Consider the following 22213-nt stretch of genomic DNA (forward strand, 5'->3'; position numbering starts at 1 on the left):
CGGACCTCATCTCATCGAGGGTTACGCCCGCACCCGGTCGCTCGCCTGGGACGACGGCGCGAAGCTAACCGGCGTCTGCCCGCGCAGCCGCGCCCGTTCGGTGTTCGGCCAGAGCAGCAACAGGCCGAGCAGACCCGACATCCCCATGACGACGGCATTGATGCTGAAGCCGCTGAAGTAACCCTCAAGCAGCGTCGGGGAATGCTGGATCACACTGCCCATTACCGTCGGCGCGATGATTCCCGCCAGCGTATAGAGCGCGCCATAGATCGCGATCACGGCGCCACGCTGCGACACCGGCGTGAACTCGCCAAGCATTGGCGGGCAGACCACATAGATCGAGCCGCACAGGCCGGAGCCTATCACGAGCAGCGCGATCACGAGACCAGTCGAGCCCTGGAAAAAGGGCAATATCGCCAGGATCGCACCGCCGAACACCAGCGGCGTCGCTCCGAGCACGCCGCGCGCCACGCGAGTCGACACGCCGCGCGCCATCAGCGCCTGCGAGATCCACCCGGTGAGCAGCACGATGACCGCGCCGAACACCCAGGGCAGAATAGAGATGAAGCCGGCCTGCTGTTGGGAATAGCCGAGCCCCTTGACGATGAAGGGCGTGAACCAGGTCAGACCGAGCGACAGCGCCCAATAGGCGCCGAAGGTCGCGACCGTACAGCCGATGAAGGTGCGCGAGGTGAGCAGGCGGAAATAGGGAATCCTCTGCTCCGCTGCGGCCGATGCCGAGATGTCCGCGAGCGGCCCTTCCTTGCCCATGATGAGCCAGGCCACTGCCCACATCAGCCCGACCACGCCAAGCGCGCCGAAGGCATAGTGCCAGCTGTGGTTCACGATCACCCAGTTCAGCGCCGGCACGGCGACGATCACGCCGAAGGCCGAGCCCTGGGACAGGATCGCAGTCGGCAATGTCCGCTTCTCGTCAGGAAACCACTTGTAGATCGCATGCGCAGCGACCGAGAAGGCCGGCCCCTCGCCCGCGCCGAGGATGATGCGGCAGATCAGCAGCGTGGTCAGGCCGATGGTGCCAACCATGGGAAACTGCGCCAGCGCCCAGATCAGGGACAGCACCAAAAGCACCCAGCGGGTCGGGACGCTGTTGACGATGAAGCCCACCACGATCGCCGAAATCGAGAACAACAGGAAGAACGATGAGCCGAGGAAACCGAACTGCTCCGGCTCGAGCTTCAGTTCCGTCATGATCGGCACACCGGCAAGACCGACCACGATCTTGTCCGCGAAATTCACGAGCATGAACAGAAACAGCAGAAACGTGATCTTCCAGGCGCCTTGAGGCGTTTCCGGTGACGTCCTTTGCGGCGTCGGCTGCGCGGCCATGTGAATCCTTCCCCGTCTTGATTTATCTGGCTTGTTGCTGGTTGTTGGTGGTCCCTTGGAGGGACGGTTCCATGCTATAGACCGGAACGGCGGCGACGCAACCCCGGCCTTTCGTTAACATTCCGCCATGCGGTAAGGGGTAGCCACCGCGTTTGGCAGGCTCCCGGATCATCAACCTCTCTATGTCAGGGTCGCCGATGACCGCAGGGCCGGATCACGATCGCCGGAGACGACATTGACGTCGTGATCTGGCAGACCCGGCTTGCTATGGTCCGGCGATCATCCCTCACAAAAGCCTGCGGCGCGCCCGCTGTCGCTTACGGGCCAGGACCGTGCTGAGCATTCGCGATTTGAAAAAGTCCTATTCCTCCGCCGGAGAGAAAGTCGCCGTGCTGCGCGGCGTCGATCTCTCTGTCGCCGCCGGCGAGCGTGTGGCGCTGACGGGGGAATCCGGCTCGGGCAAGAGCACGCTGTTGCACCTGATCGCAGGGCTGGACGCTGCCGATGGCGGCGAGATCATCATTGGCGAGGACTGCATCACCAAGCTCTCCGATGCCGCGCGCGCAACCCTGCGGCGCGACCGGCTCGGCCTGGTGTTCCAGCAATTCAACCTGGTGCCGAGCTTGAGTGTGGCCGACAATCTCGCTTTTCAGGCCCGACTCGCCTCTCGCCACGATCCCGCCTGGCACGCCGAGCTGGTCGAGCGGCTGGGCTTGAGCCAGCTCCTGAAGCGTTATCCCGAGCAATTGTCCGGCGGCCAGCAGCAGCGGGTGGCGATCGGGCGCGCGCTTGCGGTCAAGCCGCTGCTGCTGCTCGCGGACGAGCCGACCGGCAATCTTGACGAGGCGACCGCGGACGACGTGCTGGCGCTGACGCGCGATCTCGTCGCCCGCACCGGCTGCGCTTTCCTGATGGTAACCCACAGCGCGCGGCTCGCCGCCACGCTGGATCGCCACGTCACGCTGCATGCCGGGGTCGTCGCATGAGGCGCGCGCTGTGGATCCTCGCGGTGCTGTTGAGCCATTGGCGGCGACATCGGATGCAGCTTGCGACCTTGCTGATCGGCCTGATCTCGGCGACCGCGCTGTGGAGCGGGGTGCAGGCCCTGAACCAGGAGGCGCGCGACTCCTACGACCGTGCCGCCGCTGTGTTCGGCGGTGCGCGTGTAGCCGCCCTTGTGGCGCGCGCGGGCGGGACCTTTCCGCAGGCGCTATTCGTGCAGCTGCGCCACGCGGGCTGGCAGGTGTCGCCGGTCCTGGAGGGCCGCGTGCAGATCGGCGGGCGCAGCCTTCGCCTGCTCGGCATCGAGCCGGTGACGCTGCCGGTCGACGTCGGCAACGCCCCGCAGCTCGGGCGCGACGGCCTGCAAAATTTCATTCTGCCGCCCGGGCAGACATTGGTTGCGCCCGATACGCTCGCCGATCTTTCACTCGCCGAGGGCGCGACGCCCGATATCAGCGGCGGCGAGCGACTGCCGCCGCTGCATGCGCAGCGCGAACTGGTCGGCGACGTGCTGGTGGTCGATATCGGCATCGCGCAAGGTCTGCTGCACAAGCCCAACGAAGTATCGCGGCTGCTGATCGGCAGGCCCAAGGGACCGATGCAGCCGCTCGAACAGGTGGTGGGCGACCAGCTCCGCCTTGTGCAACCCGATGCCGAGACCGACCTGGAGCGGCTGACCGACAGCTTTCACCTGAACCTCACCGCGTTCGGGCTGTTGTCCTTCGTGGTCGGGCTGTTCATCGTCAATTCCGCGATCGGGCTTGCGTTCGAGCAGCGCCTGCCGATGCTGCGAACCTTGCGTGCCTGCGGCGCCTCCGCGCTGATGCTCAACAGCGTGCTGGTGATCGAGCTGGTGTCGCTGGCGCTGCTCGCGGGCATCATTGGACTCGTCTGCGGCTATTTCGTCGCGGCAGCGCTGCTGCCTGACGTCGCGGCTTCCTTGCGCGGGCTCTATGGCGCGCAGATTCCGGGTGAGCTGTCGTTGCGCCCGGAATGGTGGATCGCGGGGCTCGTCATCAGCGTCGCCGGCGCGCTGGTTGCGGCCGCCACCAGCCTTGCGAAAGCCATCCGGCTGCCGCTGCTGGCGACCGCGCAACCGCAGGCCTGGCAGCAGGCACAGCACCGCTGGCTGATGCTGCAGAGTGCCGCCGCGCTTGCCATCCTAGCCGTGGCCTGCTGGCTGCTCTGGTACGGCAATTCGCTGATCTCGGGCTTTGCCGTGCTCGCCGCCCTCCTGCTCGGCGCGGCGCTCTTGCTGCCATCCCTGCTCGAGGCGGCGCTCACCGCCGGCGAGCGAACCGCGCAAGGCGCGATCGCGCAGTGGTTCTGGGCCGACAGCCGCCAGCAGCTGTCCGGCTTGTCGCTGGCCTTGATGGCGCTGCTGCTGGCGCTGGCCGTCAATGTCGGCGTCGGCACCATGGTCGAAACCTTCAGCCGCACCTTTGTCACCTGGCTCGAGGGCCGCCTGACCGCCGACATCTATCTCGTCGCCTCCGACGATGCGCAGGCGGCGGCGATCAAGGACTGGCTCCATGACCGGACCGACGTGGCGGCGATCCTGCAAGGCGGCCGGGCCGATGCACAATTCGACGGCGCGCCGCTTGAGGTGTTCGGCCTGCCTGATGATGCGACCTATCAGGCGCACTGGCCGCTGCTGGAGTTCGTCCCCAATGCATGGGCGCGCCTGCGTGAGGGCGACGCGGCGTTTGTCAGCGAGCAATTGTCGGAACGCACCAAGATCGGACTCGGCGGCACCATCGACCTGCCGACGCCGACGGGCAACTGGCGGCTGCGCGTGATCGGCCGCTATGCCGACTACGGCAACCCGAAGAGCCAGGTCGCGGTCAATGTCGCGGCGCTGATGGCGCATTTCCCGCAAACGCCGAGAACGCGGATGGCGCTGCGGGCGAGGCCCGGCGCTACGCCCGCGCTCATTGCTGCGCTCTCGGACAAGTTCGGGCTCGACGGCCGCAACCTCGTCGACCAGGCGACGTTGAAGGCCGACTCACTGCGTATCTTCAACCGCACCTTTGCGGTGACCGCAGCGCTGAACGCCTTCACACTCGGGGTTGCCGGCATTGCACTGTTGACCAGCCTGCTGACGCTTGCCAATTCGCGCCTACCGCAGCTTGCCCCGCTATGGGCGATCGGCCTCACCCGCCGCCAGCTCGCCGGCATCGAGCTGACCAAGACGCTGTCGGTCGCGCTGATCACGGCGCTCCTGGCGCTGCCGCTGGGGCTGCTGGTCGCGTGGTGTTTGATTGCGATCGTGAATGTGAAGGCGTTCGGCTGGCGGCTGCCGTTCCATGTCTTCCCGCTGCAGCTCGTGAAATTGCTTGGCGTCGCGATGGCCGCATCGCTGCTGGCTTCGCTGCTGCCGGTTGTGCGGCTGGCGCGCATGCAGCCGGCCAGCCTCGTCAAGGTATTCGCCAATGAGCGCTGACGCAAAAATATCGCGCCGCGCTTTCGCGGGCACACTCGCGGCTCTCACGCTTCGCCCGTGGCACGGGTCCGCGCAGGGTTATGCGGGGCTCGGCAGCAACGCCAATGATTATGCGCAGGTGACGCCCGGCAAGGTCTTTTCGTTTCCCACCGACCACGGCCCTCATCCGGACTTCCGCATCGAATGGTGGTACCTGACCGCAAATCTCGCCGACAGCGCCGGCACGGCCTATGGCGTGCAATGGACGCTGTTCCGCCAGGCCCTGCTGCCGGGACCGCAGCGCGAGGGCTGGGCCAACCAGCAGATCTGGATGGCGCATGCGGCGACGACGCGTGCCGACACCCATCGCTTCGGCGAATGCTTTGCACGCGGCGGCGCCGGGCAGGCTGGCGTCGAGGCGAGCCCGTTCCGCGCCTTCATCGATTCCTGGGAGATGCGCGGCGACGACAACACCGATCCCAATCGCATTGCGCCGCTCGAACTCAGCGCGACAGCGAAGGACTTTTCCTACACGCTCAAGCTCGTGGCCGACCGGCCGCTGGTGCTGCAGGGAGACGGCGGCTACGGCCGGAAATCCGAGCGCGGGCAGGCCTCGTATTACTACAGCCAGCCTTTCTTCAAGGTGAGCGGACGCCTCGCCATCGACGACAAGGCGCTCGATGTCTCGGGGCAAGCCTGGATGGACCGCGAATGGAGCAGCCAGCCTCTCGCCGCCGACCAGACCGGTTGGGATTGGTTCGCGCTGCACTTGGCAGGCGGCGAGAAGCTGATGCTGTACCGGATGCGGCAGAAGGACGACAACAACTACATCTCCGGCACGTTCATCTCCGCCGACGGTGCTACGCGGCAACTGACATCAGCCGATGTCGCGATGACGCCAAAGGAGACGGTCGAGATCGCGGGGCGCAAATTGCCCGTGCAATGGGACGTCGCGATTCCCTCACTGGAGCTGGCCATCCACGCGATGCCGCTCAATCCGCGTGCCTGGATGGGCACGGGCTTTTCCTACTGGGAGGGACCGATCAGCTTTCACGGGACGCACACGGGGGTGGGCTATCTTGAATTGACCGGGTATTGATGGCCGATCCTTGCAGGGGACGCTGCCATGTATGATTTCACCGCGCTGGTCACGTGTCTCGTGATCCTGTTCTACTTCTTCACCAGCATACGTGTGGCGCGGGCACGAGCCGCCTTCAAGATCGGGCCGCCTGCGATCTCGGGCAACCCGGAATTCGAGCGGGTGTTTCGCGTGCAGATGAACACGCTGGAATGGCTGCCGATATTCCTGCCCTCGCTGTGGCTGTTCGCGGTCTATGTCAGCGACAAATACGCCGCGCTCGCCGGTCTCGTCTGGATCGTCGGCCGAATCCTCTACATGACCGGCTATGAGAAGGCCGTGGAAAAGCGCAGGCCCGGCTTTCTGATCCAGTCGCTGGCCACAGGCGTGCTGCTGCTGGGATCGCTTGGAACGATCGTTTGGCGGCTGATGTGAGAAGCTGATGCCACTCACTCTGCCGTCGTCCCGGCCTGGTGCGCAATTGCGCACGGGAGGCCGGGACGACGTCAAGCGACGCGCTCACTTCGTCAGCGGGCAGCCGCTCTCCTTGGCGGTGAAGAACGCCTTGTCGCCGGGGATGACGGCGAGCTCCTTGTAGTAGTCCCATGGCTTCTTGGATTCCGACGGCTTCTTCACCTCGAACAGGTACATGTCGTGCACCATGCGGCCGTTCTCGAGCACCTTGCCTTGCGCGAAGGCGTCGTCGACCGGCAGCTCCTTGAGCTTTTTGGCAACCGTATCGGAATCCTTGGTGCCGGCTGCCTTGACCGCTTTCAGGTAGCTCAACGTCGCCGAATAGGTGCCGGCATGGATCATGTTCGGCATCCGGCCGGTGCGCTTCATGAAGCGCTCACCGAAGGCACGGGACTTGTCGTCGCGGTCCCAGTAAAATCCTTCCGTGAGCACCAGGCCCTGCGCCGTCTCCAGGCCAAGACCATGCACGTCGGACAGCACCATCAGGAGCCCCGCGAGCTTCTGGCCACCCTTGACGATGCCGAATTCGGCCGCCTGCTTGATCGAGTTGGTGGTGTCGAGGCCGGCATTGGCAAGGCCCACGATCTTCGCTTTCGAGCTCTGTGCCTGCAGCAGGAAGGACGAGAAGTCGGACGAGTTGAGCGGCACGCGTACCGAGCCCAGCACCTTGCCGCCGTTCTGCGTGACGATGTCGCTGGTGTCCTTTTCCAGCGCATAGCCGAACGCGTAGTCGGCGGTCAGGAAGAACCAGCTGTCGCCGCCGGCCTTCACCAGCGCGCCACCGGTGCCGACCGCAAGCGCACGGGTATCGAAGGCCCAGTGGAAGCTGTAGGGCGTGCAGGCATCGCCCGATATGCGCGAGGTCGCGGCGCCCACCACGATGTCGATCTTCTTCTTCTCCTTCGACAGCTCCTGCACCGCAAGCGCGACCGAGGAGGTGGTGAGCTCCGTGATCATGTCGACGCCTTCGGTGTCATACCAGCGCCGGGCAATGGCGACCGCAAGATCCGGCTTGTTCTGGTGATCGGCGGTGACGAGCTCGATCTTCTGGCCCAGCACCTCGCCGCCAAAATCCTCGATCGCCATCCTGGCAGCTTCCAGCGAATATTTGCCGCCGTAATCGGCATAGACACCCGACTGGTCGTTCAGGATGCCGATCTTGACCTGCGCCGCCGCCGGTTGGGCAAGCGCGACCGCACCCACTGCTGCCGCCGCCAAAAGTCCGAATTTCATGCTTCTCTCCCAACGAATTATAAAACGGATGATATTCAAGAACCCCGCACCTGCCCACCCATTTCGGGCTCAGCCGAAAGTATGGAGGGCGGCGAAACAGGCTGGCCGCGCAGCCGTGTCAGGCCGCGTGACCCTTCTGTTCGGCGGGCGGCTTGCCGCCGTCGGCAAGGTTGCGCACGACGATGTAGAAGATCGGCGTGAAGACGAGGCCGAACAGCGTCACGCCCAGCATGCCGAAGAACACGGCCACGCCCACCGCCTGGCGCATTTCCGATCCGGAGCCGCTGGAGACCACGAGCGGCAGCACGCCGAGAATGAAGGCAAACGACGTCATCAGGATCGGCCGCAGCCGCAATCGGCAGGCCTCGATCACGGCATCCAGCCGTTTGTGGCCTTCGAGCTCGATGTCGCGGGCGAACTCGACGATCAGGATGGCGTTTTTGGCAGCCAATCCCACCAGCACGATGAAGCCGATCTGGGTCAGGATATTGACGTCCTGGCCCATGATGCGCACGCCGATGGTGGCGGCGAGCAAGCACATCGGCACGATCAGGATGACCGAGAACGGCAGGCTCCAGCTGCCATATTGCGCGGCCAGCACCAGATAGACGAACAGCACGCAGACCGGGAAAACGAACAGGCCGGCATTTGCCCCATTGACCTGCTGATAGGACAAGTCGGTCCAGTCATAGGAGAAGCCGCTCGGCAGCGTCTCGTCGGCGAGCTTCTTCATCACGGCGATTGCAGTCGCCGAGCTCGTGCCGGGCAGACCCTCGCCCTGCAGCTCGGCGGCGGGATAGAGATTGTAGCGCGCGACGCGGTCCGGACCGGAGACGTCCTTGAAATCCACCACGCTGCCGAGCATCACCATATCGCCATTGGCGTTGCGGGTCCGCAGCCGCGCAAGATCGGGGCGCTCCTTCCGGAACGGCAGATCGGCCTGCGCGGTAACGTGATAGGTGCGGCCGAACAGGTTGAAGTCGTTGACATAGGTCGAACCGAAATAGGTCTGGATCGTGTCGGTTATGCCCTGGATCGGCACGCCGAGCTTCTGCGCCTTGACCTGATCGATGTCGACAAAGACCTGCGGCGTGTTGGCCGAGAATGGCGAGAACACGGTCGGGGCCAGCAGCAACGGTGACTTGCGCGCCGCTGCGACCAGTTCGTCGGTAGCGGCCGCAAGCAACTCGGGACCGCGGCCCTGCCGATCCTGGATGCGCATGGTAAAGCCACCGCCGGTGCCGATGCCGGGTATGGGCGGCGGCGGGATGACGATGATGAACGCGCCTTCGATTGCGGACAGCCGCTTGCGCAGATCCGCGGTGATCACCTGTGCGTTCAGCCCCTTCTTGAGGCGCACTTCCGGCTCTTCGAACACTGGAAACAGCGCCGCCGAATTACTCGCCTGTGTGCGGGTCGCCCCCGACAGGCCTGCAAAGACGGCAATATGCGAAATGCCGGGCGTATCGAGTGCAATGCTCTCGATTCTGCGTACGATCTCGGTGGTGCGCGCCAGCGACGCCGCGCCCGGCAGTTGCGCGGATATGATCACGTAGCCACGATCCTGCGCCGGAATGTAGCCCTGCGGCGTGGTGACGAGCAGCCAGCCAGCGCTGCCGATCAGCACGACATAGACTAGCAGCATCACCACGCGATGCCGGATCACGAAGGCGGCGATATCAGCATAGAAGTTGGACAACCAGTCAAAGCTGCGGTTGAACAGGCCGGTGAACCACTCCCAGCCACGCGCGATCAGATTCCAGGCAGCAGGCTTCCGCTTCTCCTCGTGCGGAACGAGAATCTGCGAAGCCAGCGCCGGCGACAGCGTCAGCGAGCAGAAGCAGGAGATCGCGGTCGCAACCGCGATCGTCACCGCAAATTGCTGGAAAAACTGTCCGGTGATGCCACCGAGAAAGGCGGTCGGCACGAACACCGCGCACAGTACCAGCGCGATCGAGACCAGCGCGCCGCCAACCTCCTCCATCGTCTTCAGCGCCGCTTCGCGCCGGCTCATACCGTCGCGCAAATGCCGCTCCACGTTCTCCACCACGACGATGGCGTCGTCGACCACGATGCCGACCGCGAGCACGAGGCCGAACAGCGTGAGGTTGTTGATGCCATAGCCGAGCGCGGCCATCGCAGCAAAGGTGCCGACCAGCGACACCGGGATCGCCACGATCGGAATGATCGCCGGCCGCCAACCCTGCAGGAACACCAGCACCACGATCACGACCAGCGCCATCGCTTCATAGATAGTCTTGATCAGCTCGCTGATGGACTGCTGGATGAATTCGGTCGGGTTGTAGCCGATGTCATAGTCGAGCCCCTTGGGAAAGCTGGCTTTCAGCTTGACCATGGTGTCCTTGATGCCCTTGGCGGTCGCCAGTGCATTGGATCCGGGACGCTGGGTCACCAGCATCGCCACCGCAGTCTTCCGCAGCTCGAAGCTGTTGGTGGAATAATCGAGCGCGCCGAGCTCGATCCGCGCGATGTCGCGCAGTCGCACGATGCGGCCGTCCTGGCCCGATTTGACGACGATGTTCTCGAACTGGGCCGGCTCCTTCAGACGCCCGGTGAACGTCAGGTTTGGCTGGAAGGCGCGATCGGCGACCGGGGGACTGGCAAGCTGGCCGCCCGTGATCTGCAAATTCTGGGCGCGGATCGCGGCGATCACATCGCTCGAGGTCATGCCGAGATTCGAGATCTTGTCGGGGTCAAGCCACAGCCGCATCGAATAGTCGCGCGCACCGAAAATCGTGATGTCGCCGATGCCGTCGAGCCGCAACAGCTGGTCGCGAACCTGCAGCAGCGCGTAGTTCGAGATGTAGAGCTGGTCGAGCGAGTCGTCGGGCGACAGCATGAACACGACCATCAGGATGTCGGGCGAGTTCTTCTTGGTGACGACGCCGTTGCGCTGCACCTCGTCCGGCAACTGCGGTTGCGCGATCGCGACGCGGTTCTGCACCAGCACCTGCGCCTTGTCGAGATCGGTGCCGAGCTTGAAGGTGATGGTGATGGTGAGCTGGCCGTTCGACGTGGCCTGGCTGTACATGTACAGCATGTCCTCGACGCCGTTGATCTGCTGCTCGATGGGCGCGGCGACGGTGTCGGAGATGGTCTGCGCGGACGCGCCCGGATACTGCGCCGTCACCACCACCGTCGGCGGCACCACTTCGGGATATTCGGCGATCGGCAAGGTGGTGTAGGCGATCGCACCAACGATCAGGAGCACGATGGACAGGACCATCGCCAGAATCGGCCGGTTGACTGAGAGGCTTCCGAGATTCATGTCTTGTCGCCGACGATATTGCCCGCTTTCGGGCTCACCTTGGCGCCGACGCGAGCACGCTGGATGCCGTCGATGATCACGCGGTCCTCCGGCTTCAGGCCTTCGCGGATCACGCGCAGACCTTCGTCCAGCGGCCCGAGCACGACGGTGCGCGCCTCCACGGTGTCGTCATCCTTCACCACGAAGACGATCTTGCGGGACTGGTCGGTCGCAATCGCGCTGTCGGGGATCAGCAGCGCCTCGTAGGGCAGGCTTCCGATCAGTCGTACCCGCCCGAACTGGCCTGGCAGGACGGAAAGATCGTGATTCGGGATCACCGCGCGACTGCGCAGCGTGCCAGTCGAGACATCCAGGCGATTGTCGAGGAAGTCCATATGGCCCTCATGCGAGGGCTTGGTTTCGCCTGTCAGCGCCACCTCCACCGGATTGGGAGTATCGCGCGAGCTCGGGCGCTTGCCCTCGAACCACAACTTGTTGTTCTTGAGATAGGTGGCCTCGTCCACGTCGAAATAGATGTAGATCGGATCGAGCGAGACGATGGTCGTGAGCAGCGTCGAGGCCCCATTGTCGCTGCCCTGCACGAGATTGCCGATGCTGACGAGATGGCGGCTGACGCGGCCGGTGATCGGCGCCTGCACATGGGTGAACTCGATATTGAGCTGAGCTGCCTTCAGCGCGCCTTCGGCGATGGTCTCGGCTGCGTGGGCGGCCTGCAGCGCCTGGCGGCGCTGGTCGACGATCTGCTCGGAGACCGCGCTGGTCTGGACCAGGGCCAGGCCGCGATCGAGCTCGCGCTTGGCAAGCTCGGTCTTGGCGCGGGCATCCGCCAGCTGGCCGTCCGCCTGGGCCTCCACGGCCTCGAACGGGCGCGGGTCGATGATATAGAGCAGGTCGCCGGCACGAACCATGTCGCCGTCCTTGAACTCGACATTGGTGACGAAGCCGCCGACCCGCGCCTTGACCTGCACCTCCTCGATCGCCTCGAAGCGGCCGGTGAACTCGTCCCAATCGGTGACGGTGCGCTTGAACGGCTGCGCGACGGTGACGGGAAGCGCCGCCGGCGCGGCCGCCGCCGCGTTTGGCTTCTGCTCACATCCGCCTAGTGCGAACGCGAGCAGGACAATCGAGGTCCCGATGCGGACAAACGAACGAAACGTGACAATTTGACCAAATGACTGCGATGAGTCCGCCGCGCTCAAGGAAATCTCCACTGCTCCGCGCCGCCGTGGAACATGGCGGCGCGCCTCTCGTTGGAACGCGCAAGGATGACGCTTGTCAGCCCATCCTGCAAGACCGCGTCCTGCCACGCCTTCCTCATATGCGAATTTTGTGGTGCAAATTTTTTGCCGTCCGCCCCTGATGATGAAATAATCATTTGGTAGGTGATACTGCCCGGATGGGCAGCTCGCTTGCGCGACGGCGAATGCGCCGCGCCAATGGGAGGTCCCTCACAGGAGGTCAGTCATGGACGCGCTGTCCGCCCGCCGCCCCTTCTCCGCTGAACAAAGAAGCGGCGCGGATCACCTTGCGCCCGACTGCGCGGGGCAGAATTTCTACGCCATCGACCGCGGCTTGCGCGATCTCCTGCCCCTTTATCTTGCGCAGGCGGATTTCGCGCAGCTGGAACCGCATTTCGATCGGCTGGGCGAACTCGCCGGCGGCCGGCTCGACGAGCTGGCGCGAATTGCCGACAAACATCCGCCGATCCTCAATCCGCGCGACCGGTTCGGCCGCGACGAGGACCAGATCGACTATCACGCCTCCTATCGGGAAATGGAAACCATCGCCTTCGGCGATTTCCAGTTTCACGCCATGAGCCACCGCGCTGGAACCTTGGGTATGGCGCGGCCGCTGCCGGCTGTTGCCAAATACGCGCTGCAATACCTGTTCGTTCAGGCCGAGTTCGGGCTGATGTGCCCGATCAGCGTCACCGACACCTCGATCCATCTGATCCGCAAATTCGCCGACCCCGCATTGAAGGACTATCTGCTGCCGAAGATGCTGTCGGCCGACCCGGCTGCGATGTGGAAGGGCACGCAGTTCATGACGGAGCGTGCCGGCGGATCCGATGTCGGCGCCATCGAGACAATGGCGCGCTTCGAAGACGGCGAATGGCGTCTCTACGGCGACAAATGGTTCTGCTCGCATGCCGATGCCGACGTGGCGCTGCTGCTGGCGCGCCCGGAAGGCGCACCAGCAGGCACGGAAGGTCTAGCCTTGTTCGCGTTACCGCGCCGGCTCGAGGACGGGCGTCGCAATGCCTACCGGATCGTACGCCTCAAGGACAAGCTCGGCACCCGCTCGATGGCGAGCGGCGAGATCGCCCTCGACGGCGCTGTCGCCTATCTGGTGGGCGACATCAAGGCCGGCCTCAAGCAGATGATGGAGCAGGTCAACCTGTCGCGGCTGTCGCACGGGGTACGCGCCGCCGCGATGATGCGGCGCTGCCTGAACGAGGCGATGGTCTGCGCGCGCTCGCGCATGGCTTTCGGCAAGACCATCATCGACTATCCGCTGTTGCGCCGGCAACTGCTGAAGATCATGCTTCCGGTGGAGCAGGCGCTGTCGATGCTGCTGTTTGCGGCGGGCGCCATGGATCGCGCCAATGCCGGCGACACGGACGCCGAAAGCCTGCTCCGCATCCTCACCCCGCTGCTGAAATTCCGCGCATGCCGCGACAACATTCCTGTCGCGACCGGCGCGATGGAGGTGCGGGGCGGCAACGGCTATATCGAGGAATGGGTCAATCCGCGGCTGATCCGCGACGCCCATATCGGCGTGCTCTGGGAAGGCACCAGCAACATCAACGCCATCGACATTATCACGCGCGCCGTCGGCAAGAGCGGGGCGCATCGCCGCCTGCAGACCGCGCTCGAGGCACGGCTCGACGAAGCGACGGCGCTTCCCGAAGCATTTGGAAGCCGCCTGCGCGACACGCTGAACCGCGCGATCGGCTTTGCGGAACGCGTCGCCGAGGCGCCGGCGCTGGAGGCCGACGCAAGGCGGGCCGCGAGCGGCCTCCATCATGTCGCAAGCGCGGCGCTGATGGCCTGGGAGGCGAGCCGCCCTGGCGTCGATGCCAGGCGCGCTCTGATCGCGCGCCTCGTCCTCGATCATCGGCTCGGCACGCGCGACCCCCTGGCACCGGCGGCGGATGGGCACGAGCATGAGGTGGCAGAGCTGCTGCTTGCCGAACGCAAGGTCGAGCTGTCGGAGGCAACGCCGCTTCTTAGCTAGAGCCAACACCTTTGGCCGCGCGCATGGCGCCCATCGATGCGCCTCGCCCCTTGTGGAGAGGGCACATTAATCTGCCCCTGCAGCCGCAATGACGGCGTGGACATCCTCGCGCTGGCTCCGCTAGATTATTCCCCAACAAGACAAACCGGACGCGTCCGGGAGGAAACGCTAGAGGGGCTGTGCATCATGTACACAGGCAAGCATGCGCATCTGCGGCCGCTGCAACCGGCCTTCATCATGGCCGCAACCGGCGAGGCGGTGACCTATCGCGAGCTGGACGCGCGCTGTAACCGCCTTGCGCATCTGTTTCGCAAGCACGGGCTTGGGCGGCTCGACCACTACGCCGTCTTTATGGAGAACAACAGCCGCTATCTCGAGGCCTGCGGCGCCGGCGAGCGGTCCGGACTTTACTATACCTGTGTCAATTCCTATCTGACCGCGGGCGAGCTCGCCTATATCCTCGACAACAGCCAGTCGCGCATCCTCGTCACGTCAGTAGCAAAGCTCGATGTCGCACGCGAGGCGATCAGGCAATCCGAGCGGGTCGAGCTTTGCATCGTCGCCGACGGCAATGGCGAGAGCGAGCGGATTGTCGGACTCGCCGAGGCCACTGCCGGCCTTCCCTCAACGCCGATTGCGGACGAATGCGTCGGCACCGCGATGCTCTATTCCTCCGGCACCACCGGCCGGCCGAAGGGGATCCTGCGGCCATTGCCGGAGCAGCCGCCCGAGCAGCAACTGGCGCTGTTCGATTTCCTGCAGAAGCTCTGGCAGTACCGCGAGGGCATGATCTATCTCTCGCCGGCGCCGCTCTATCACTCGGCGCCGCAGGCCGCCGTCAACCTGACCATCCGGGTCGGCGGCACCGTCATCATCATGGAAAGCTTCGATCCCGAGCGCTATCTGCAGCTCGTCCAGCAATGGGGCGTCACCCACAGTCAGCTGGTGCCGACCATGTTCTCGCGCATGCTGAAGCTGCCCGAGGAGGTGCGCGCCCGCTACGACATCTCGTCGCTGGAGATCGCGATCCATGCCGCTGCGCCCTGCCCGTCCCAGGTCAAGGACGAGATGATCAAATGGTGGGGGCCGATCATCCAGGAATATTATGGAGCGACCGAAGGACTCGGCTTCACCGCCTGCAACAGCGAGGAATGGCTCAAGCATCGGGGCACGGTCGGAAAGGTGCTGCTGGGCGACCTGCACATTCTGGACGAGAACATGCAGGATTGCCCGACGGGCCGGGAAGGCACGGTGTGGTTCAAGACCGCCTCGCCCTTCGAATATTTCAACGATCCGGAAAAGACGCGCGAGGCGCGCTCCGAGGACGGCAGCATGAGCACCGTCGGCGATGTCGGCTATGTCGATGCCGAACGCTATCTCTACCTCACCGACCGCCGCACCTTCATGATCATCTCGGGCGGGGTGAACATCTATCCGCAGGAATGCGAGAACCTGCTCATCACGCACCCGAAGATCGCCGACGCCGCCGTGTTCGGCGTCCCCAATCCGGATCTCGGGGAAGAGGTGAAGGCGGTGGTGCAGCCTATGCCAGGCATCGAGCCGTGCGAGGCGCTGGCGGAGGAATTGATCGCGTTCTGCAGCCAACAGCTGTCGCGCCAGAAGGTGCCGCGCTCGATCGATTTCGAGGAGCAGTTGCCGCGGCTACCAACGGGGAAGCTGTACAAGCGGCTGTTGCGCGACAGGTATTGGGGCAACAAGAACTCGCGGATAGTCTGACTCTCACGCCGTCGTTCCGGGGCTCGCGAAGCGAGAACCGCAGATGCGCAATTGCGCATCGGGGAACCTCGAGATTCCGGGTTCGGCGCTACGCGCCGCTCCGGAATGACCGAGACGATGGATTACGCTTTCTCTGTTGCCCCACCCCCGCGCCCAAACACCAGCAGCGCGATATTCCCGGCAACCAGACTTGCCGCCGCGATGACGCTCGCCCAGGCGAACGCGTGATCGGAGCGGCCGAGCAGACCCATCAGCAACGGGCCCGCGATCTGGCCGGCACCGAAGGCGGCCGTCATCACCCCGACCGCGAGCGAGGCCGGCGCGCCGCCGAGCCGCAGCGCTTCCTTGATTCCTGCCATGGTGATGACCACGAAGGTGCCGCCGACGCAGATCGCCGAGATCAAAAGCGTCGGCACATTGACCCAGACGGTAGGGGCCAACACGCCGGCGGCGAGCACCCATTTCGACCGGACCCATAATTGCCGCGGCGGCAGGTCGCGGAACAGCCAGGCGCTCAGCAGCGTCGAGAGCGCGGCCGCGATGCCGAACACCGGCCACACCAGGCCGAACAGCGCGGGGTTATCGATATAGCCGCGCGCCAGCGCCGGCAGGTAGGTCGCCGGGATGATGTAGCCGAAGCCGAAGGTCGCGTAGCAGGCCGCTGCGACCAGCGCGGAGCGCGGCAGCGTCGCACGCTGCGGCACGACCTTTTGCGCCGCGGACGCTGGCTCGCCCGCAAGACTCCGCCACAACAGCACGGACAGCGCAATCGACACCGTGCCGAGCGCGATCCAGGTGGCGCGCGAGCCCCAGGCGTCGATGCCGGCGAAAAGGCCGAACAGGCCGGCGAAGGCGATGCCGACGCCGACGCCGGCGAAGACATGCCCGGACCATGCCTCCCGGCCGTGATGCGCGAGAATGGGCATCGCCCAGGCCGAGGTGCCGACCAGCACAAAGGCGCTGGCGACGCCTGCCAGGAAGCGCAGGCCAAGCCACGCCGGCTGCCATTCGCAAAAGCCCATCGCCAGCGTCAGAATCCCGACCCACAACAGGCCCCAGCGGATCGCGGGCGCCGGCCGCGGCTGCAGCGCGATGCAGACAAGCGCGCCGGCGAGGTAGCCGAGATAATTGGTGGTGGCGAGCCAGCTGCCCGCGGCAAGCGTCAGCCCCTTGTCCTGCTGCATCAATGGCAGGATCGGGGTCAGGGAAAAGCGGCCGATCCCCATCGCGCTGGCAAGCGCCAGCAGACCGACAGACGCGGCGACAGCGGCGGAGGGTTGCAGTTTTTGCGTGCTCATGGCTCTCGCATAACGCAAACCCACGTTCTATAATATTGAAAACTATGATCCGACTTGTTCTCGCAAATTGAATGGAGCGGCCATGAACTTCGCCGACCTGCAGGTGTTCAAGAGCGTCGTCGAGGAAGGCGGCGTGATCCGCGCGGCAAGCAAGCTGCATCGCGTGCCTTCGGCCGTGACGACGCGGATCAAGCAGCTCGAGGCCTCGATGGGCGTGAAATTGTTCCACCGCGACAAGCAGCGGCTGCATCTGTCGCCCGCGGGGGAATTGCTCAAGGACTACGCCGACCGGCTGATCCGCTTGTCGGACGAAGCGCGCGACGCCGTCTCCGGCACCAGGCCGCGCGGCGTGTTCCGGCTGGGGGCGTTGGAAAGCACGACCGCGAGCCGGCTGCCGCCGATTCTCGCCGGCTTTCACGCCCGCTACAGGGACGTGCGGCTGGAGCTCGTCACCGGCACCAATGACGCGATGCTCAAGCAGCTGATGGAGCGGCAGCTCGATGCGGCCTTCATCGCCGAGCCGCCGCCGGCGCAAGCCTTCGAACATATTCCGGTTTTCACCGAGCGGCTGACCTTGATCTCGAGCCTCGACCACGCCCCGATCAGGCGCGCCAGCGATGTCGAGGGGGATACGCTGATTGCATTTCCGGAAGGCTGCGCCTACCGGCGGGTGCTGCAGCGCTGGCTCGGCCGCGACAGCCTGGCCACTTTCCGCGTGCTGGAACTAGCGTCCTATCACGCCATCGTCGCCTGCGTGACGGCGGGCGCCGGCATCGCGCTGATGCCCGAATCGGTGCTCGAGGTGATCCCGCAAGCGAGCGTCCGCCGCCATGCGATCCCGAAGGCGCAAAGCAGCATCACGACGCCGTTGGTGTGGCGCCGCGGCGAGCTCTCGCCATCGGTGCTGGCACTGCGGACCCTGCTTGCCGCACTGCCAAGGCAGCAGCGCGCGGCCTGAGCGGCGGCGAGATGCGAAACGGCCGGGCTCGCGCCCGGCCGTGCAGCAGATCAAGAGCTGCGTCGAATCAGTTCGGCCAGCAGCGCCGGCCCTGAGGCCCGAGGTGATAGCCGGGAGGACAGGCCCTGTGCACGGCGAACGGATGGCAAGCGCCGCCGGGGCCGCGCCAGAAACCGGGGCCGCAGCCTTCCGCAACCTTGATGGTCAGATCCGAATCATGACCGACCGGCAGCGGCATCATTGCCGCCTGGGAAGCTGCGGCGAGGCCGAAGGCCAGCGCTGCACTGAGAGCAATTGTCCTCATCATCGACGATTCCTTATTCAAGTCGTTTGAGCTCGCGCCCCTCGCCGGTCACCAAACCGACGCGGCGGGGAAGCTACCACCGATGCCGACAAAGACAATGACATCGGTGCGATCGTCCCGCCGTCATGCCGTTCATTTTGCTGAACATTGCTGCGACTGCCCGGTGCCAGGCAGAACTTGCTCTATCATATGGTCGGAGCATTCGGCCTCGCGCGGTCATCCCAATTGCCAATGTGACCACAGGTCTCACCCGGTTGCCTGTGCTTCAAGCGCTGGCTATCGTTCGCACCCAATCGGCCGGCTAAAAGGCTGAAATATCAGGGAGAGATGCATGCGGAGTGTAGGCGCGCTGGCCATCGTCATGGCATTGTCGATGCTGGCAACCGGGGGAATCGCGCTGGCCGGCGAGCCGAAACAGGGCGGCATCCTGCGCATCTACCATCGCGACAGTCCCGGCAGCGCTTCAATCCATGAGGGTGCGACCTACTCGGTCAACGTGCCCTTCATGCCTGTTTTCAACAACCTCGTCATCTACAAGCAGGACGTGGCGCAGAACAGCATGGATTCGATCGTCCCCGATCTCGCCGAAAGCTGGGCCTGGAGCGCCGACAAGAAGACCCTGACCTTCAAATTGCGCCAGGGCGTCAAATGGCATGACGGCAAGCCGTTCACCTCGGCCGATGTCAAATGCACCTTCGACATGCTGATGGGCAAGTCGCCGCAAAAATTCCGTCAGAACCCGCGCAAGGCCTGGTACGAACAGGTCAACGACGTCACCACCAATGGCGATTTCGAGGTCGCCTTCAACCTGAAGCGGCCGCAGCCCTCGCTGCTGGCCCTGCTCGCCTCCGGCTACACGCCGGTCTATCCCTGCCACGTCTCGCCGGCGGAGATGCGCACCCATCCGATCGGCACCGGCCCGTTCAAATTCGTCGAGTTCAAGGCCAACGAGTCGATCAAGCTGACGCGCAACCCCGACTACTTCAAGAAGGGCCTGCCGCATCTCGACGGCATCGAATTCACCATCATCCCGAACCGCTCGACCGCGATCCTCGCCTTCGTCGCCGGCAAATTCGACATGACCTTCCCGACCGAAGTGTCGATCCCGCTGCTGAAGGACGTGAAATCACAGGCGCCGAACGCGATCTGCGAGGTCGAGCCCAACAACGTCTCCACCAACATCATCGTCAATTCGAGCAACCCGCCCTTCGACAATCTCGACATCCGCCGCGCGCTGGCGCTTGCCCTCGACCGAAAGGCCTTCATCCAGATCCTGTTCGAGGGCCAGGGCGACATCGGCGGATCGATGTTGCCGGCACCGGCCGGCCTGTGGTCGATGCCGAAGGAGATGATGGAGCAGATCCCGGGCTACGGCCCCGACATCAACGCCAATCGCGAGGAGGCGAAGAAGCTGATGCAGAAGGCGGGCTACGGCCCGGACAAGCATCTCTCCGTGAAAGTCTCCACGCGCAACATCCCGGTCTATCGCGACCCCGCGGTGATCCTGATCGACCAGCTCAAGAGCATCTATATCGATGCCGAACTCGACGTGGTCGAGACCGCCAACTGGTTCCCCAAGGTCGCGCGCAAGGACTATGCGCTCGGACTCAATCTCACGGGCAACGCCGTCGACGATCCCGACCAGTCCTTCTACGAGAATTATTCCTGCGGCTCCGAGCGCAACTACACGAATTACTGCAACAAGGACATCGAGAAGCTGTTCGACGAGCAGTCGGTCGAGACCGACATGACCAAGCGCAAGAAGCTGGTCTGGGAGATCGACAAGAAGCTGCAGGAGGACGTCGCGCGTCCCATCATCTTCTATGCCCGCACCGGAACCTGCTGGCAGCCCTATGTGAAGGGCATCACCGTGATGGTGAACAGCTCCTATAACGGCTATCGTTACGAGGACGTATGGCTGGATAAGTAAGACAATGACGGATCGATAGCGAAGTCGGTTGGCGGGAGGCCCGGATGTTTGCCTACATCGTGCGACGCCTCGCTTTGATGCTGCTGACCCTGTTTGGCATCTCCATCGTCATCTTCTTCCTCTTACGCATTGTGCCGGGCAATATCGTCGACATCCTGTTCGCCGCCGCGGGCTATGTCGATCCCGCCGACAAGGCCAATCTGGAACGCCAGCTCGGCGTCGACCAGCCGCTGGTGGTGCAATACCTGCACTGGATCGGCGGCTTGCTGCACGGCGATCTCGGCTATTCCTATGTCTCGGAGAAGCCCGCGCTCGACGAAATCCTGCCGCGTATCCCGATCACCGCGCGCCTCGCGGGCCTCGCACTGCTGTTCTCGGCGTCCGTCGGCATTCCGCTCGGCGTCCTGAGCGCGGTCAAGCAAGGATCGCGGCTCGACTATGCGCTGCGTGTGGTGAGCCTGAGCGGGCTATCGCTGCCCTCGTTCTGGCTCGGGCTCTTGATCCTCACCGCTTCGGTCGCGATGTTCGGCGAAATACCGATCTTCAACCCCGACCCGAAGACCTGGGGCGAATTGTTCGCGACCTACTGCATCCCGGCGATGGCGGTCGGCTTCCGCAGTTCGGCGCTGACCATGCGCATCACCCGCTCCTCGATGCTGGAGGTGCTGCGGCAGGACTATATCCGCACCGCGCGCGCCAAGGGCGCCTCTGACGCCTCCGTCAACTTTCATCACGCGCTGAAGAACGCAATCCTCCCCGTCATCACGGTGGTCGGCATCGAAGCGGCGTTCCTGATCGGCGGGCTGATCGTGACTGAAACCGTGTTCAACATCCCTGGCGTCGCCCGCTTCCTGGTGGAGGCGATCCGCTGGCGCGATTATCCGATCGTGCAGAACCTCGTGATGCTCATCGCCGTCGTGGTGGTGCTCGCCAACTTCACCGTCGACATGCTCTACGCCGTGTTCGATCCGCGCATCCGCTATTCGGACTAGGGGGAACCTTCTTGACCGCGATCGACTTCGAGAGCGAACTCCGACGCGCCGGCGCCCTGGCGAGCGGCCGCTGGGGCAAGCTCGCATACCTGGCGCGGCGCCATCTGCTCGGCGCGATCGGCCTTGTCATCATGATGCTGTTCGTGCTGACGGCGATCTTCGCCAATTTGATCGGCCGCTACGATCCGCTCACCGTCGATGCCGTGCACGCGCTGGCGCGGCCGAGCTGGCAGCATTGGATGGGCACGGATTCCTTCGGCCGCGACGTCTGGAGCCGCATCATCCATGGCGCGCGCATTTCGCTCGCGGTCGGCATCGGCTCGACGACGCTCGGCGCCACCTTCGGCGTCATCATCGGCCTCACCTCGGGCTATCTCTCCGGCTGGGTGGATCTCGTGTTCCAGCGCGTCACCGACATCCTGCAGGCGCTGCCGCTGCTCGTGCTCGCGCTGGTGATGACGGCGGCGCTCGGCCCGTCGCTTCCCAATGTCATCCTTGCAATCGCGATTCCGCTGGTGCCCGTTGTCGCCCGCGTGATCCGGGCCAACACGCTGGCACTGCGCGAGCTGCCCTTCGTGGAAGCGGCGAAATCGATCGGCATGAGCGAGATGCGGATCGCGCTGCGCCATGTGCTGCCCAACACGCTGGCGCCGCTGATTGTGCTCGCGACCGCCCAGCTCGGCTCGACCATCCTGACCGAAGCGTCGCTGTCGTTCCTTGGCCTCGGCATTCCCGAGCCTTACCCGTCCTGGGGACGCATGCTCTCGGAATCGGCGGCCGAATATGTCCGTACCGCACCATGGCTCGTGATCTTTCCGGGTATCGCCATCAGCCTTGCGGTGTTCGGCACCAATTTGTTCGGCGACGCGCTGCGTGACATTCTCGATCCGAGGCAGCGCGGCTGATGGG

General features: G+C 64.6%; 16 protein-coding genes. 10 read left to right on the top strand and 6 right to left on the bottom strand.

Annotated elements, in window-relative coordinates; translation table 11 throughout:
* Nucleotides 1-21: 21 nt before the first annotated feature.
* Complete coding sequence (locus A3AI_RS0112780; RefSeq protein WP_024515954.1) at nucleotides 22-1350, bottom strand: MFS transporter; 1329 nt, start codon at nucleotides 1348-1350, stop codon at nucleotides 22-24.
* Nucleotides 1351-1682: 332 nt separating this feature from the next.
* Between A3AI_RS0112780 and A3AI_RS0112785 the strand changes: the two genes are divergently transcribed.
* Genes A3AI_RS0112785 through A3AI_RS0112800 form a run of 4 tightly spaced genes read left to right on the top strand, consistent with a single transcriptional unit; the run spans nucleotide 1683 to nucleotide 6287 of the window.
* On the top strand, nucleotides 1683-2336 hold the full coding sequence (locus A3AI_RS0112785) for an ABC transporter ATP-binding protein (protein WP_024515955.1): 654 nt from the start codon (nucleotides 1683-1685) through the stop codon (nucleotides 2334-2336).
* Complete coding sequence (locus A3AI_RS0112790) at nucleotides 2333-4795, top strand: ABC transporter permease (RefSeq protein ID WP_024515956.1); 2463 nt, start codon at nucleotides 2333-2335, stop codon at nucleotides 4793-4795. The genes A3AI_RS0112785 and A3AI_RS0112790 overlap by 4 nt, the downstream gene beginning before the upstream one ends.
* On the top strand, nucleotides 4785-5873 hold the full coding sequence (locus tag A3AI_RS0112795; RefSeq protein WP_024515957.1) for a lipocalin-like domain-containing protein: 1089 nt from the start codon (nucleotides 4785-4787) through the stop codon (nucleotides 5871-5873). The genes A3AI_RS0112790 and A3AI_RS0112795 overlap by 11 nt, the downstream gene beginning before the upstream one ends.
* Nucleotides 5874-5900: 27 nt before the next feature.
* Nucleotides 5901-6287, top strand: coding sequence for an MAPEG family protein (locus A3AI_RS0112800; RefSeq protein ID WP_024515958.1), 387 nt, complete (start codon nucleotides 5901-5903; stop codon nucleotides 6285-6287).
* A gap of 84 nt (nucleotides 6288-6371) precedes the next feature.
* On the opposite strand, the gene A3AI_RS0112805 is transcribed toward A3AI_RS0112800, so the two are convergent.
* The 3 genes from A3AI_RS0112805 to A3AI_RS0112815 all read right to left on the bottom strand — a co-directional run bounded on the left by A3AI_RS0112805 (nucleotide 6372) and on the right by A3AI_RS0112815 (nucleotide 12011).
* Complete coding sequence (locus A3AI_RS0112805; RefSeq protein ID WP_024515959.1) at nucleotides 6372-7559, bottom strand: ABC transporter substrate-binding protein; 1188 nt, start codon at nucleotides 7557-7559, stop codon at nucleotides 6372-6374.
* Nucleotides 7560-7677: 118 nt separating this feature from the next.
* The gene (locus tag A3AI_RS0112810; RefSeq protein ID WP_024515960.1) at nucleotides 7678-10848 is read right to left on the bottom strand and encodes an efflux RND transporter permease subunit; all 3171 of its coding nucleotides are present in this window, start codon (nucleotides 10846-10848) and stop codon (nucleotides 7678-7680) included.
* Complete coding sequence (locus A3AI_RS0112815) at nucleotides 10845-12011, bottom strand: efflux RND transporter periplasmic adaptor subunit (RefSeq protein ID WP_051382382.1); 1167 nt, start codon at nucleotides 12009-12011, stop codon at nucleotides 10845-10847. The genes A3AI_RS0112810 and A3AI_RS0112815 overlap by 4 nt, the downstream gene beginning before the upstream one ends.
* 301 nt (nucleotides 12012-12312) lie before the next feature.
* Between A3AI_RS0112815 and A3AI_RS0112825 the strand changes: the two genes are divergently transcribed.
* Nucleotides 12313-14085 (top strand): acyl-CoA dehydrogenase family protein, encoded by a 1773-nt coding sequence (locus A3AI_RS0112825; RefSeq protein ID WP_024515962.1) that lies wholly within the window; start codon nucleotides 12313-12315, stop codon nucleotides 14083-14085.
* Between the two features lie 186 nt (nucleotides 14086-14271).
* Nucleotides 14272-15822 carry an AMP-binding protein gene (locus tag A3AI_RS0112830; protein ID WP_024515963.1) on the top strand — a complete coding sequence of 517 codons (1551 nt, stop codon included), beginning with the start codon at nucleotides 14272-14274 and terminating at the stop codon, nucleotides 15820-15822.
* Between the two features lie 122 nt (nucleotides 15823-15944).
* Here A3AI_RS0112830 and A3AI_RS0112835 read toward each other — a convergent pair whose 3' ends face one another.
* Nucleotides 15945-17120: a YbfB/YjiJ family MFS transporter gene (locus tag A3AI_RS0112835; RefSeq protein WP_024515964.1), complete on the bottom strand. Its 1176-nt coding sequence runs from the start codon at nucleotides 17118-17120 to the stop codon at nucleotides 15945-15947.
* 82 nt (nucleotides 17121-17202) lie between these two features.
* On the opposite strand from A3AI_RS0112835, the gene A3AI_RS0112840 reads away from it, so the two are divergent.
* The gene (locus A3AI_RS0112840; RefSeq protein WP_024515965.1) at nucleotides 17203-18078 is read left to right on the top strand and encodes a LysR substrate-binding domain-containing protein; all 876 of its coding nucleotides are present in this window, start codon (nucleotides 17203-17205) and stop codon (nucleotides 18076-18078) included.
* Nucleotides 18079-18145: 67 nt separating this feature from the next.
* Here A3AI_RS0112840 and A3AI_RS0112845 read toward each other — a convergent pair whose 3' ends face one another.
* Nucleotides 18146-18382: a GCG_CRPN prefix-to-repeats domain-containing protein gene (locus A3AI_RS0112845; RefSeq protein ID WP_024515966.1), complete on the bottom strand. Its 237-nt coding sequence runs from the start codon at nucleotides 18380-18382 to the stop codon at nucleotides 18146-18148.
* Between the two features lie 331 nt (nucleotides 18383-18713).
* Here A3AI_RS0112845 and A3AI_RS0112850 point away from each other — a divergent pair, with 331 nt between their 5' ends.
* The 3 genes from A3AI_RS0112850 to A3AI_RS0112860 are packed head-to-tail and all read left to right on the top strand — an operon-like array spanning nucleotide 18714 to nucleotide 22209.
* Nucleotides 18714-20312 carry an ABC transporter substrate-binding protein gene (locus tag A3AI_RS0112850; RefSeq protein ID WP_024515967.1) on the top strand — a complete coding sequence of 533 codons (1599 nt, stop codon included), beginning with the start codon at nucleotides 18714-18716 and terminating at the stop codon, nucleotides 20310-20312.
* 44 nt (nucleotides 20313-20356) lie between these two features.
* Complete coding sequence (locus A3AI_RS0112855; RefSeq protein WP_024515968.1) at nucleotides 20357-21304, top strand: ABC transporter permease; 948 nt, start codon at nucleotides 20357-20359, stop codon at nucleotides 21302-21304.
* Nucleotides 21305-21315: 11 nt separating this feature from the next.
* Nucleotides 21316-22209, top strand: coding sequence for an ABC transporter permease (locus A3AI_RS0112860; protein ID WP_024515969.1), 894 nt, complete (start codon nucleotides 21316-21318; stop codon nucleotides 22207-22209).
* Nucleotides 22210-22213: the final 4 nt, after the last annotated feature.

This window comes from Bradyrhizobium sp. Tv2a-2 (assembly GCF_000472425.1).
Taxonomy (GTDB): Bacteria; Pseudomonadota; Alphaproteobacteria; order Rhizobiales; family Xanthobacteraceae; genus Bradyrhizobium.